13 protein-coding genes are annotated in these 12,878 nt (G+C 59.6%); all 13 read right to left on the bottom strand.

Translation table 11 applies throughout. The annotated features are described in order from the left end of the window. Window positions 1–3: 3 nt before the first annotated feature. The 13 genes from F506_RS11735 to frr all read right to left on the bottom strand — a co-directional run bounded on the left by F506_RS11735 (window position 4) and on the right by frr (window position 12,863). Window positions 4–798, bottom strand: a complete 795-nt coding sequence (locus tag F506_RS11735) for a TrmH family RNA methyltransferase (RefSeq protein WP_053197655.1) — start codon at window positions 796–798, stop codon at window positions 4–6. Between the two features lie 10 nt (window positions 799–808). Beyond that, on the bottom strand, window positions 809–1,432 hold the full coding sequence (rnhB, locus tag F506_RS11730; protein ID WP_053197652.1) for a ribonuclease HII: 624 nt from the start codon (window positions 1,430–1,432) through the stop codon (window positions 809–811). Between the two features lie 5 nt (window positions 1,433–1,437). Further along, entirely contained in the window at window positions 1,438–2,601 is a 1,164-nt protein-coding gene (gene lpxB / locus F506_RS11725) for a lipid-A-disaccharide synthase (RefSeq protein WP_053197650.1), read from the bottom strand. Between the two features lies 1 nt (window position 2,602). Then, entirely contained in the window at window positions 2,603–3,391 is a 789-nt protein-coding gene (gene lpxA / locus F506_RS11720; RefSeq protein ID WP_053197648.1) for an acyl-ACP--UDP-N-acetylglucosamine O-acyltransferase, read from the bottom strand. A 3-nt stretch (window positions 3,392–3,394) separates the two neighbouring features. Beyond that, complete coding sequence (gene fabZ / locus F506_RS11715; RefSeq protein ID WP_053197646.1) at window positions 3,395–3,859, bottom strand: 3-hydroxyacyl-ACP dehydratase FabZ; 465 nt, start codon at window positions 3,857–3,859, stop codon at window positions 3,395–3,397. After that, a complete protein-coding gene (gene lpxD, locus F506_RS11710) occupies window positions 3,852–4,916 on the bottom strand; it encodes a UDP-3-O-(3-hydroxymyristoyl)glucosamine N-acyltransferase (RefSeq protein WP_053197644.1) in 1,065 nt (354 codons plus the stop codon). Before lpxD ends, fabZ begins: the two co-directional genes overlap by 8 nt. A gap of 117 nt (window positions 4,917–5,033) precedes the next feature. Further along, window positions 5,034–5,555, bottom strand: coding sequence for an OmpH family outer membrane protein (locus F506_RS11705; protein ID WP_407638182.1), 522 nt, complete (start codon window positions 5,553–5,555; stop codon window positions 5,034–5,036). A 45-nt stretch (window positions 5,556–5,600) separates the two neighbouring features. Then, on the bottom strand, window positions 5,601–7,973 hold the full coding sequence (bamA, locus tag F506_RS11700; protein ID WP_053197642.1) for an outer membrane protein assembly factor BamA: 2,373 nt from the start codon (window positions 7,971–7,973) through the stop codon (window positions 5,601–5,603). Window positions 7,974–8,086: 113 nt separating this feature from the next. After that, window positions 8,087–9,445 (bottom strand): RIP metalloprotease RseP, encoded by a 1,359-nt coding sequence (rseP, locus tag F506_RS11695; RefSeq protein ID WP_053197640.1) that lies wholly within the window; start codon window positions 9,443–9,445, stop codon window positions 8,087–8,089. Between the two features lie 10 nt (window positions 9,446–9,455). After that, window positions 9,456–10,628 carry a 1-deoxy-D-xylulose-5-phosphate reductoisomerase gene (gene ispC / locus F506_RS11690; protein WP_053197638.1) on the bottom strand — a complete coding sequence of 391 codons (1,173 nt, stop codon included), beginning with the start codon at window positions 10,626–10,628 and terminating at the stop codon, window positions 9,456–9,458. A gap of 7 nt (window positions 10,629–10,635) precedes the next feature. After that, on the bottom strand, window positions 10,636–11,451 hold the full coding sequence (locus tag F506_RS11685) for a phosphatidate cytidylyltransferase (RefSeq protein WP_053197636.1): 816 nt from the start codon (window positions 11,449–11,451) through the stop codon (window positions 10,636–10,638). Next, on the bottom strand, window positions 11,451–12,209 hold the full coding sequence (uppS, locus tag F506_RS11680) for a polyprenyl diphosphate synthase (protein ID WP_083457787.1): 759 nt from the start codon (window positions 12,207–12,209) through the stop codon (window positions 11,451–11,453). Before uppS ends, F506_RS11685 begins: the two co-directional genes overlap by 1 nt. A gap of 93 nt (window positions 12,210–12,302) precedes the next feature. Next, entirely contained in the window at window positions 12,303–12,863 is a 561-nt protein-coding gene (gene frr, locus F506_RS11675; protein ID WP_053197634.1) for a ribosome recycling factor, read from the bottom strand. Window positions 12,864–12,878: the final 15 nt, after the last annotated feature.

The following is a 12,878-nucleotide window of genomic DNA, read 5'->3' as shown; positions in this document are numbered from 1 at the left end:
GACTCAGGAAGCGGCGCCCTGCTTTTGCCGGACCTGCTCGAAGAAGCATACCGCTGCTGCTGCCGCGACATTGAGCGACTCCATTTCGCCGAGATGCGGAATCACTACCTTGTCACTGGCGGCGTCTAGCAAATCGTCAGCGACGCCCTGGCCTTCATGGCCGAACAGCCAGGCGACAGCTTGCGTCAGGTCAGTCTGATAGATGGTTTTTTGCGCGTAGGAGCTGGTCGCAAGGACGGAAACTGCACTGCCCTTGCACAGGCTCAGCAGGTCAGCGCCCTCGAATATCTCAAGCTGAAAATGCGCCCCCATGCCGGCACGCAAGACCTTGGGAGACCACGCCGCTGCCGTGCCTGCAGAACAAAACACCTGGCGGATGCCGGCAGCCGCAGCGCTACGCAGGATGGATCCCAGATTGCCGGGATCCTGCAAGCCATCGAGCAATACGGCGGACATCGTCAGCGCCGACGGCGCGGACGGCTGCGGCGTGGCAATCACCAGCAACAGGCCGACGCCGTTTTCGACCTGGCTTGCCGCCTGGTAGAGCGCATCGGGAAGGCAAATGCATTGGCTGCCTGCCGCTTCGCATTGCGCCAGCACGGGCGCTACTTCGGCGTGATGCAGTGCGCTCTCGGCGACGATGCAGAACTCAGGCTTGCCGCCACCCTGTAAATAGGCTTGCGCCAGATGCACTCCGTCAAGCAGGCTGCGCCCGACCTTGCGCCGTGCCTGCGCGCTGGTGGCGAGTTGCTTGAGTTCCTTGTACAGCGCATTGTCGCGCGAGGAAATCGTTTTCATCGCCTCACCTTCAGGCCGCGTTCAGCAAAGCGCGCACGGGCGCGTACGACTTGCGATGCACCGGCGAAACGCCGTGCAGGCGTAGACGCTCCAGATGCAGTGCCGTGGGATAACCCTTGTGCTGGTCGAAGGCATAGTGAGGATATTGCGCATGCAACACCAGCAAGGCGGCGTCGCGTGCGGTCTTGGCGAGGATTGATGCTGCCGAGATTGCCGGCACCTTGTCGTCGCCCTTGATGATGGCTTCCGAGCGTATCGTCATCACCGGACAGCGGTTGCCGTCGATCAGCGCCAGCGTGGGGATGGTCTTGAGCGTTTCGACGGCGCGGCGCATGGCCAGCATGCTGGCGTGAAGGATATTGAGCTGGTCGATTTCATCTTCCGAGCATTCAGCAATCGCCCACGCGATGGCGCGATCCTTGATTTCGAGCGCAAGCGCATCGCGGCTGGCTTCGGAGAGTTTCTTGGAATCACGCAAACCGACAATCGGCCGCGCCGGATCGAGAATGACGGCGGCGGCAAATACCGGTCCCGCCAAGGGGCCGCGTCCTGCTTCGTCAACGCCGCACACGGTCTCGCCCGCATAGTCGTCGAACGCAAACAGGGACAGATTGAGATCTTGTTTTTTCGCCATGATGCCTACCCTCCCGGCGCCAATCGCGCGCGCTGCCGGTCCAGCAAGGCGCAGACCGCCTGTGCGCTGGCGTTGGCGGTGTCGCGCAGCAAGCTGTGGTGCATGTCGGTAAACCGCTGGCGCAGGTTCCGGCAATGCGCCGGATCATCCAGTTGCTTCCACAGCGCGTCGGCCAGCGCCTGCGGCGTAGCCGCGTCCTGCAGCAATTCCGGCACGACGAATTCGCGCGCCAGGATGTTCGGCAGACCGACCCAGGGCTGGTAGTTCATGTGGCGCATGATGGCATACGATGCACGCATCATTTTGTAGGCGATCACCATCGGTTTCTTGTACAAGGCCACTTCCAGGGACGCGGTGCCGGAAGCCACCAGAACGGCGTCAGCGGCTTCCATTGCCGCATGCGACTGGCCGCTGATGACGTGGATGCCGAGATCGGCACTACCGGTCTCGACAATCAATTGTTCGAAATACGCACGCTGCTTGTCGCCCGCCATCGGCGCCACGAACTGCAATTGGGGCTCGCGCCGGCGCAACAGTCTGGCCGCGCCGAGGAAGCTGGCGGTGTTGTACTTGAGCTCGGACATGCGGCTGCCCGGAAGGATCGCCACGACGCGGCGGTCCTGCTGCAAGCCCAATGCAGCACGCGCGCCGGCCTGGTCGGGTTCCATCGGAATGATCTCCGCCAACGGATGGCCGACGTAGGTCACCGGTATGCCGGCCTTGCGATAAATCTCTTCCTCGAATGGGAAGATCACCAGCATGTGCGACACCGCACGTGCGATTTTCTTGATGCGTCCGCCGCGCCATGCCCAGATTTGCGGACCGATGAAATGCATGGTGGGGATGCCTGCGTCACGCAGTTGCTGCTCGAGGCCGAGATTGAAACCGGGATAGTCGATGCCGATGAACACGGACGGCCGCTCGGCCAGCAACTGGTCGCGCAGCGTGTTCTGTATGCCCTTGAGTTCACGATAGCGCGGCACGACTTCGAACAGGCCGCGTACGGTCAGCTTGTCCATCGGCCAATCGCTCACGAAACCGTGTTCCGCCATATGAGGTCCGCCGATGCCGTGCAAACGCGCATCCGGCAGGCGTGGACGCAAGCCGGACAGCAAACGGCTCGCCAGCAGATCACCCGAGCTTTCGCCGGCGACCATGGCGATGGACATGTTATCGAATGATGCCACGAGAGGACGAGGCGATGAATTCACGCATCAGGCGGATGTAGGCGGCGGATTCAGGGGAATTTTCTTCTTGCTGCTGCAACGCCTGCCGGGCTTCTTCCAACGGCAGGCTGGAGCGATAGATGGCTTTGTAGGCCCGCTTGATTGCGGCAATCTGCTCGGGCGTGAAACCGCGACGTTTCAGGCCTTCGCTGTTGATGCCGGCCGGCACGGCACGGTTACCCGCTGCCGTCACGAACGGTGGAATGTCCTGGCTCACGGCCGCAGTAAACGCCGTCATGGCGTGCGCGCCGATCTTGCAGAACTGGTGCACCGACGTGAAGCCGCCAAGGAACACCCAGTCACCCAGATGGACATGCCCTGCCAGCGTGGCGTTGTTGGCCAGAATGATGTTGTTGCCCAATTGGCAATCGTGCGCAATATGCACGTAAGCCATGATCCAGTTGTCGTCGCCAAGGCGCGTGACACCGGCATCCTGGGTGGTGCCCAGATTGAAGGTGACGAATTCCCGGATGGTGTTGCGGTCGCCGATTTCCAGACGGGTCGGTTCGCCGGCGTATTTCTTGTCCTGCGGCGCAGCGCCCAGTGAACCGAACTGGAAGATCTGGTTGTCGCGGCCGATTGTCGTATGGCCTTCGATCACCACGTGCGGACCGACCTTGGTGCCGGCGCCGATGCGCACATTGGCGCCGATGACCGAATAGGCACCAACCTCGACCGACGAGTCGAGCTGCGCGCCCGACTCGATCACAGCGGTAGGATGAATGCGCGACATGAATCAACCCGCCTGGCTGGCGTCGTTGGCGTTACGCATGGTACACATCAGGTCGCCTTCGACGGCCACCTGGCCGTCGACGGTCGCGACAGCCCTGTATTTCCAGATACCACGTGCACGACGCGTGATCTCCACGTGCATCTTCAACTGGTCGCCCGGTTCAACCGGACGCTTGAAGCGCGCATTGTCGATACCGACGAAATACACTACGGTGCTGGCGTCCGGCTTGCGGCCTTCGGTCAGAAACGACAGCAGCGCGGCGGTCTGTGCCAGCGCTTCGATCATCAGCACGCCCGGCATCACCGGCTTGTGGGGGAAATGGCCGTTGAAGAACTCTTCGTTCACGGTCACGTTCTTGATGGCGGTAATGTCCTTGCCGCTTTCCCATTCGAGGACGCGGTCCACCAGCAACATGGGATAGCGGTGCGGGAGGTATTCTTTGATTTGATTGATGTCGAGACTAGTCATTTTTTTGCTCAGTAGGCTGCGCTGTAAGCGATTTGATCGTTTTTTCCAACGCACGGATTTTCTCACGCATTGTGCCCAGATTGCGCACCAATGCTGCTGATTTTTCCCATTCTCCGTGCTTGGCGATGGGATAGAAGCCGGTATATTGTCCCGGCTCCAGAATGGAACGCAATGCCAGCGTGCCGGCCGACACATGCACCCGGTCGGCAATGGTGATGTGACCGTGGATCATGGCAGCACCGCCGATCGAGCAATATTTGCCGATTTTGGCGCTGCCGGCGATGCCGGCGCAAGCCGCAATCGCCGTATGCGCGCCGATATGGCAGTTGTGCGCAATCTGGATCTGGTTGTCGAGCTTGACGCCGTCTTCCAGCACCGTATCGGACAAGGCGCCGCGGTCGATGGTGGTGTTGGCGCCGATTTCGACGTCATTGCCGATCACTACTCTGCCCACTTGCGGAATCTTGACCCAGACGCCGCTCTCGTTGGCGAAGCCGAAGCCGTCGGCGCCGATCACGGCGCCGGAATGGACAATGCCGCGTTCGCCGATTTCGCAATCGGAATGGAAGGTCACGCGCGCATAGAAATGCGTATCGGCGCCGATACGCGCATTGCGGCCGATGTAGCTACCGGCGTCAATGACAGCGCGCTCGCCGATCACGGCGCCGGCTTCGATGACGACCTGCGGACCGATCACGGCGCTCGCCGCCACCCTGGCGTCAGGATCAACGCAAGCGCTGGAGTGGATTCCGGCTGCAACCGGAATCGCAGCCTGGGCCGCAAACAGCTGAGCCGCCTTGGCGAAATACGCGTAAGGATTCCTGGTGACGATGCGCGCGCCCTGATAGGCGACAATGGCTTCATCGTCCGCTTCGGACAAAATCAGTACCGCAGCCTGCGTCTGCTCTGCCTGTGCGCGAAACTTGGGATTGGAGAGGAACGTCATGTGCGACGATGTCGCGGCGTCCAGAGGAGCAATGCCGCCGACCTCGATCTGCGCATTGCCTTTAAGCTGGCCACCCAAGCGTTCGACCAACTGTTCTAGCCGAATACTCATGCTGGCCTTCGTAGATTATTCCGTTACCTGCTCAGGCAACGCAGATTGAAGAGATCTTCTCGGTACAATCTGCGCGCCTGGGGTGAACATGTGATGAATTGCGTTCGAATTACGGTATTACTTCGACAGTTCTTTCAGAACCTTGTCAGTAATGTCGATGCGCTTGCTGGCATAGACAGCTTCCTGGAACACGATGTCGTACTTTTCTGCTTCAGCGATCTGGCGGATCACCTTGTTCGTACGCTCCAGGACCACCGACAACTCTTCGTTACGGCGCTGGTTCAGATCTTCGCGGAATTCACGCTGCTTGCGCTGGAATTCCTTGTCCAGGTCGCCCAGGTCGCGCTGACGTTTTACACGGTCCGATTCAGACAGGATTGCAGCGTCCTTGTCGAGCTTGTCAGACTGCGCCTTCAAACGTGCAGCCATGTCGGCGATATCCTTTTCGCGCTTGGCGAATTCGGCTTCCAGTTTGGTTTGCGCCGCCTTGGCAGGCACTGCTTCGCGGAAAATACGCTCGGTACTGACGAACGCGATTTTCGACTCCTGGGCTTGCACGTTTGCAAACGACAGCACGCCAGCGACCAGCGTCGCAGCCTGCATCGACAACAATGATTTGGTAATAAACTTCAAGGTCATTCTCCGTAATACAGATTTCAATTATGCCACTGACTGATCCTGCGATCAGAAACCGGTGCCGAGCTGGAACTGGAAGTTCTGGGACTTGTCACCCTGCTTCAAGTTCAACGGCTTGCCATAGCTCAACTTCAATGGACCGATCGGCGAGATCCAGCTGATGCCCAAACCTGTCGAATAGCGCAGATCGTTGATCTTGATGCGTTCACGGTCTGCAAATACGTTACCGCCGTCAAGGAAGGTGAACCAGCGCAGGCTGCGATCCTGACCCGAACCAGGGAACGGGAATTGCAATTCTACGCTACCGATGAGCCGCGAGGCGCCACCCATCGAATCGCCGTACTGGTCTTTCAGGTTACCCAGCGATGACGCTTCGTAGCCACGTACAGTACCGATACCACCGGCATAGTAATTCTTGAAGATAGGATAAGGCTTGCCGCCAATGCCCTTGCCGTAATCAACTTCGCCGTTGAACGCAATCGTTGCGGCGTTCGCCCAGAAAGGCTGGAAGTACTGGTGCTGGTAGCTGGCGCGATAGTACTTCAAGGTACCGACGGCGGACAACTCCAGATTGGCACGCTGGTAACGCCCCTTGGTCGGCACCAATGCGCTGTCGCGGCTGTCGCGCTGCCACGCTGCAGTCAGCGGGAAGCTGGTGGTCGACGCAGTACCCACGCCGCAGGAGCCGTCGTTCACGACATCGCAGCCCGCCACGCCACCGGCGCCGAAGTCGCGCACGTATTGGCGGTACAGACTCGGGCTGGTGCTGTCGGTATCAACCTTGGTATTTTCGATACCAACGCCGAAGAAGATGCGGTCCAATTCGGAGAACGGCACGCCGAACTTGACGTTGCCGCCGATCGTCTTCACGCGATAATCGCCGGTGGTGTACGCGGAAGGACGAATCGTACGCAGGAATACTTCGTACGTGCGGCTGACGCCGTCATCGGTAAAGTAAGGATTCGTCTGCGACACGGCGATCGTACGATAGCGCGAGCTGGTATTGACTTCGATACCGACTGTGTTGCCGCTGCCGAAGGCATTTTCCTGCGAAATCGAACCGGTCAGGCTCAGCTTGTCGGTTTGCGAGAAGCCGGCGCCGATCATGATGTTGCCGGTCGGCTTTTCTTCGACCTTCATGTTGACGTCAATCTGATCGCTGCTGTTCGGTACTTCCGGCGTCTCGATGGTGACTTCCTTGAAATAGCCGAGACGGTCGACGCGATCGCGCGACAGCTTGATCTTTTCGCCGTCGTACCACGAGTCTTCAAACTGGCGGAATTCGCGGCGGATCACTTCGTCGCGGGTCTTGGTGTTGCCGGCGATGTTGATATGGCGCACGTAGACGCGCTTGCCCGGATCGACCATGATCGTGAAGGCGACTTCCTTCTTCTCGCGATCGACGTTCGGATTGGCGTTGACGTTGGCGAAGGCGTAGCCGAAGTTGCCGAGGCGTTCGCTGATTTTCTTGGTGCTGTCGGTCAGTTTGGAACCGGAATAGATATCGCCCTTCTTCAACTGTACCAGCCCGGCCAGATCGCCTTCCATGCCGAACATTTCACCATCGAGCTTGATGTCGGAGACGGTGTACTTCTCGCCTTCGTTGATATTGATGGTGATGTAGATGTCTTTCTTGTCGGGCGTGATCGAGACCTGGGTCGATTCGATCTGCATTTCAAGATAGCCGCGGTCCAGATAGTAAGAACGCAGCGATTCGATATCGCCGGCGAGCTTCTGCTTGGAATATTGATCGGCCTTGGTGTACCAGGTGAACCAGCCTGGTGTGGTCAGCTTGAGCTGATCACGCAGCGTGCCGTCCGAGAACGCCTTGTTGCCGACCACGTTGATTTGCTTGATGCGCGACACGTCGCCTTCGTCCACTGCAAACGTGACGGCGACGCGATTGCGCTCGACCGGCGTGATGGTGGTGGTGACCTTGGCGCCATACAAGCCGCGCGACAGGTATTGACGCTTCAGCTCCTGTTCGGCGCGATCCACTTGCGACTTGTCGAAAATGCGTGACTCCGCGACGCCGATTTCCTTCAGCGCCTTGGTCAATTGTTCCTTGTCGAATTCCTTGATGCCGGAGAAGTCGACGCTGGCGATGGCCGGACGTTCTTCAACTTGCACCACCAGCACGTCGCCTTCTGCTTCGACGCGCACATCCTTGAAGAATCCGGTGGCGTACAGCGCCTTGATCGCGGCAGTACCCTTTTCATCCGTGAACGTGTCCCCTACCCGCACCGGCAGATAGCTGAAAACGGTGCCTGCTTCAGTACGCTGAATGCCTTCGACACGAATGTCTTTGACCACGAACGGCTCGACGGCAAACGCCTGGCCTGTACAAAGGGTCAACGCTGCGGCGGCGATCAGGCTACGGGAAAAGATCGGTGCAGGGAAATGCGCGGAATGTAATTTCATTAGCTATCTTATGAACTATGTTTTTTGCCGGTCGCTTCACGAAGCGCTGAAATGACCGAACATATGTAAAGTCAAAAGCCATCCGGGCGACCCGGACGGCTTGGAACGAACCCTTAAAACATCAGACGCACAATGTCGTTGAATGCGGCCACGAGCATCAGCATCATCAGAATACCCATACCGGCGCGTTGAGCAATTTCCCCAAAGCGCTCAGAAACAGGACGGCCGGTCAAAATCTCCAGCGAATAATACAGCAAATGCCCGCCATCTAAAACCGGGATGGGCAGCAGGTTCATCACTCCCAGACTGATGCTGATGAACGCTATGAAGCTCAGGTAGCTGACCAGGCCGACTTTGGCGGTCTGGCCGGCGTAATCTGCTATGGTAATCGGGCCGGTGATATTTTTCCATGAAACTTGCCCGACGATCATTTTTCCGATCATCTTGAGCGTCATGGCGCTGGTGTCCCAGGTCTTTTCCGCCCCCTTGGTAATGGCCGTCCAGGGTGGATCGCTGACTACCGTCATTTCGGGAGCCAGCGGTACTTCGACCTTGATGCGGCCGATGGTCTGGCCATTGTCGGTGAGCGTATCGGGCGTCACCGTGACATGGAATTCGCTCTGGCCGCGCAGGCCATGCAGCGCCAGCGGCTTGCCCGGGGAAGCGCGCACCAGCTCGACCAGCGCCAGGCCATCTTTGACCGGCGCACCGTTCACGGCGAGGATCAGGTCACCCTTTTGCAGACCGGCCTGCATGGCCGGACCGTCCATGATCTTGCCCAGGATCGCCTTCGGACGCGCCAGCGACAAGCCCAGCTTGGCCAGGAAGTCGCCTTCCAGATCTTCGGTGGATATGCCGTCGAGCGGCAACCTGACGGTATTGATCAGCTTGCCGCCGTTTGGAGCATCGCTTTCGACGTCGAGACGCGCCGGCGTCTTTTCCAGCACGTGCTGCATCAATTGCCAGCGCACTTCGGTCCACGCGTGTACCGGCTCGCCATTGACTGCGGTAATGGTTTCGCCGCCACGCAAGCCCGCCTGGTAAGCAGCACTCTGCTCCGCCATGGCGCGCAATTTGGGAAGAGGTTCCGGAATACCGTGCATGAACAGTCCGGCGAACAACAGGATGGCGAGGATGAAATTGGCCAACGGACCCGCAGCGACGATAGCGATGCGGCGCCAGACGGATTGGCGCGTGAATTCGCGCTTGAGATCTTCCGGCGCCATCTCGCTGACATCCTGCTCGCGCGCGTCGAGCATCTTGACATAGCCGCCCAGCGGCAGGATGGACAAGGCCCATTCGGTCTGGTCCGGGCCAAAACGCCGCGACCACACAATACGTCCCATGCCCACCGAAAAACGCAGGACCTTGACCCCGCAAAGCCGCGCCACCCAATAGTGGCCGAGCTCATGGACAACTACCAGTGTGCCGAGTGCAACAACAAAAGCCAGCAAGGTGTGCAACAGGTTCATGACGTAGAAATCATAGAGTCAGGCAGGATTGCGCCACGGAACGCGCGATCTTGTCCTGCTCGATCAGCGCATCGATATCGGTGACCGGACCGTGGGGCAGCTTATCCATGACACGAGCGATCACTTGATCGATCATGCGGAAGCCGATTTCCTGATTCAGGAATGCCTCCACGGCAACTTCGTTGGCGGCGTTGAGGATCGCCGCCGAGCTGCCACCGGCGTGCAGTGCATCATACGCCAGTTTGAGACACGGAAAACGCGCCAGGTCGGGACGTTCGAAAAATAGTTGGCCGATCTGCGCCAGATCCAGCTGGGCCACCCCGGAGGCGATGCGTTCCGGGTAGGCCATGGCATTGGCGATGGGCGTACGCATGTCGGGATTGCCCAGTTGCGCCAGCACCGAGCCGTCGATGTAGGACACCATCGAATGGATCACGCTCTGCGGATGAATCATGACTTCGATCCGGTCTGCCGGCGCACCGAACAGCCAGTGCGCCTCGATGACCTCCAGCCCCTTGTTCATCATGGTCGCGGAGTCGACCGAGATCTTGCGGCCCATGACCCACTTCGGATGTGCCACCGCCTCGTCCGGCGTGACGCTGTCGAGCGTTTCGACCGCCCGCTTGAGGAAAGGTCCGCCGGATGCCGTCAACAGGATCTTGGCGATGCCGCCATCGTCCAGCGAACGCCTGAAATCGTGCGGCAGGCACTGGAAAATCGCGTTGTGCTCGCTGTCGATCGGCAGCAGCGTGGCCTTGTGTTCGGCCACCGTGTCGATCAGTAGCTGGCCCGACATGACCAGCGCTTCCTTGTTGGCGAGGAGAATTTTTTTGCCGGCGCGTGCTGCAGCCAGCGTCGAAGCCAGGCCGGCAGCACCGACGATCGCCGCCATGACCATGTCGCAGCCGGCTGCGCCGGCGACATCGCACAGCGCCTGCGGGCCGTAAGCGACCTCGGTACGCAGCCCTTGCGCACGCAGTTTTTGCTGCAGCCGGGCGGCGGCTTCGGCAGTGCCGACTACGGCAACCTGCGGATCGAAGCGCAGGCATTGCGCCGCCAGTTCGTCAACGCGCGAATGCGCAGTCAATGCATACACCCGATAACGCTCAGGGTGACGCCCGACCACGTCCAGGGTCGAAACGCCGATGGAACCAGTGGAGCCGAGAACGGAAATTGCCTGCATGAAACTCCTACAACCAGAGATCGATCAACGCCGCCAGCGGCAGGACGGGGATCAGCGCATCGATCCGGTCCAGCACGCCGCCATGTCCCGGCAGCAAATTGCTGCTGTCCTTGAAGCCGGCGCGACGCTTGAGCTGCGATTCGAACAGGTCGCCGACGACGCTGGCAGCCACCAGCACGCTCATGACGGCGATGAAACCGAGCCAGCCGAAACGCTCGTACAGCCGTCCGGAGAAGGTGTCGCCGTCCAGGTACATCACCGTCGCCGCAGCCGCAACCAGCACCGCCAGCCAGCCGCCGACCGCGCCTTCCCAGGACTTGCCCGGAGAAATCGACGGCGCCAGCTTGTGGCGGCCGAAGCCTTTCCCGGCGAAATACGCACCGATGTCGGCAATCCAGACAATCGCCATGACCGACAGCAAATACAGCGGAGAATGTTGAAACAGGGAAACGATGGCAATGAAGCAACCCAGCAAGGCCAGCGTATAGGTAATGCTGAGCAGGCGATTGGCGGGCGTCTTCAGTGGCGGCAAGCCCAATTTCAGCGCGGGAACAAAACGGATCACCCACAGTGCCACGCACACCGCGAACAGGCTGCGTACGCTTGGCAAGCCGCTGACGAACACCACCACGGCGTAGCCGACCGTCCAGAAACCGGCCCACAGCTCAGCGCGCGAATAGCGGAACAGCCGCAAGCTTTCCCAGGCGCCGGCAGCGAAGAACGCCACCGTGACGGTAGCAAAAGCAAAAAAATTATTCAGGAAGAGTACAGGCAATAAGATTGCCAGGAGAACCAACGCCGTGATGACACGCGTTTTTAGCATCAGGAAGCCTTTTTCTGCTCGACCAATTGCTCGCTGGTCCGACCGAAGCGCCGCTCGCGCTGGCGATACGACTCGATCGCCTTGTCCAGCTCGGCCCCATCGAAATCGGGCCAGTACGTTTCGGTGAAATACAGTTCGCTATAGGCCAGTTGCCACAGTAGGAAATTGGAAATGCGCTCTTCGCCACCGGTGCGGACGAACAGATCCGGTTCGGGCGCGTAAGCCATCGCCAGATGGGGAGTCAACTGCTCTTCGGAAAAATCGGTCGCGCCGGGCTGCTCGCGAAGCATCTTGCCGACCGCCTGCATGATGTCCCAGCGGCCGCCGTAATTGGCGCAGATGGTCAGCGTCAGACGCGTGTTGCCGGCGGTCTGCGCCTCGGCCTTGGCCACCATGTCCTGCAGCTTGGCGTCAAAACGGCTGAGGTCGCCGACTACGCGCAGACGAATGCCGTTGGCGTGCATCTTGCTGACCTCGCGCTCCAGCGCCGTCATGAACAGGCGCATCAGCAGCGATACTTCATCGGCCGGACGGCGCCAGTTCTCGGAGCTGAAGGCAAACAGCGTCAGGTATTCGATGCCGCGCTGGGAACATGCCTCGACGATGTCGCGCACGGCATCGACGCCCTTGACATGCCCCGCCACACGCGGCAGGAAGCGTTTGGTCGCCCAACGTCCATTGCCATCCATGATGATGGCGACGTGGCGCGGCACCGATGAAACCTGGGGCACCGCCTGGGTTGAGCTTTTATGAGTCATACAGTGTAAAAATCCAGATGCGCGATGATGTCGACATCAGCCCGAAACGCAGCCGATCCCTTCATCATCGCATAAACAACAGCGATAACGCGCTTACACCGTCAACACTTCTTTTTCTTTTTCGACCACTAGCTTGTCGACTTCGGCGACGAACTTGTCGGTCAGTTTCTGGATATCTTCCTGACCACGGCGCTCGTCGTCTTCGGAGCAAACTTTGTCCTTGACGAGCTTCTTCAGGCTTTCGTTCGCGTCGCGACGGATGTTGCGGATCGAGATCTTGGTGTCTTCGGCTTCGCCCTTGACCAGCTTGACCATTTCCTTGCGGCGTTCTTCGGTCAGCGCCGGTGTCGGCACACGGATCAAATCGCCCTGAGTCGCCGGATTGAGGCCCAGGTCGGCTTCACGGATAGCCTTCTCGATGACGGCCAGCATCTTCTTGTCAAACGGCTGGACGCCGATGGTACGGGCGTCGATCAGCGTCAGATTGGCGACTTGCGACAGTTGCGTCGGCGAGCCGTAGTACTCCACCTGGACGTGATCCAGGATGCCCGTGTGGGCGCGACCGGTACGCACCTTGGCCAGGTCGGCGCGCAGCGAGTCGATCGACTTGCTCATTTTTTGTTCGGTGTTTTTCTTGACGTCAGCGATGGTCATGCTGCTCTCCTATCT

The sequence above is a fragment of the Herbaspirillum hiltneri N3 genome (genome assembly GCF_001267925.1).
GTDB lineage: Bacteria > Pseudomonadota > Gammaproteobacteria > Burkholderiales > Burkholderiaceae_D > Herbaspirillum > Herbaspirillum hiltneri.
Note: the sequence above shows the minus strand (reverse complement) of the source record. Positions and strands in the feature narration are given on the sequence as shown.

Bases quoted from the DNA above. Each gene is read 5' to 3' on its own strand.
- F506_RS11735 (WP_053197655.1), bottom strand. From the start codon at position 798: ATGAAAACGATTTCCTCGCGCGACAATGCGCTGTACAAGGAACTCAAG.
- rnhB (WP_053197652.1), bottom strand. From the start codon at position 1,432: ATGGCGAAAAAACAAGATCTCAATCTGTCCCTGTTTGCGTTCGACGAC.
- lpxB (WP_053197650.1), bottom strand. From the start codon at position 2,601: ATGTCCATCGCCATGGTCGCCGGCGAAAGCTCGGGTGATCTGCTGGCG.
- lpxA (WP_053197648.1), bottom strand. From the start codon at position 3,391: ATGTCGCGCATTCATCCTACCGCTGTGATCGAGTCGGGCGCGCAGCTC.
- fabZ (WP_053197646.1), bottom strand. From the start codon at position 3,859: ATGACTAGTCTCGACATCAATCAAATCAAAGAATACCTCCCGCACCGC.
- lpxD (WP_053197644.1), bottom strand. From the start codon at position 4,916: ATGAGTATTCGGCTAGAACAGTTGGTCGAACGCTTGGGTGGCCAGCTT.
- F506_RS11705 (WP_407638182.1), bottom strand. From the start codon at position 5,555: ATGACCTTGAAGTTTATTACCAAATCATTGTTGTCGATGCAGGCTGCG.
- bamA (WP_053197642.1), bottom strand. From the start codon at position 7,973: ATGAAATTACATTCCGCGCATTTCCCTGCACCGATCTTTTCCCGTAGC.
- rseP (WP_053197640.1), bottom strand. From the start codon at position 9,445: ATGAACCTGTTGCACACCTTGCTGGCTTTTGTTGTTGCACTCGGCACA.
- ispC (WP_053197638.1), bottom strand. From the start codon at position 10,628: ATGCAGGCAATTTCCGTTCTCGGCTCCACTGGTTCCATCGGCGTTTCG.
- F506_RS11685 (WP_053197636.1), bottom strand. From the start codon at position 11,451: ATGCTAAAAACGCGTGTCATCACGGCGTTGGTTCTCCTGGCAATCTTA.
- uppS (WP_083457787.1), bottom strand. From the start codon at position 12,209: ATGACTCATAAAAGCTCAACCCAGGCGGTGCCCCAGGTTTCATCGGTG.
- frr (WP_053197634.1), bottom strand. From the start codon at position 12,863: ATGACCATCGCTGACGTCAAGAAAAACACCGAACAAAAAATGAGCAAG.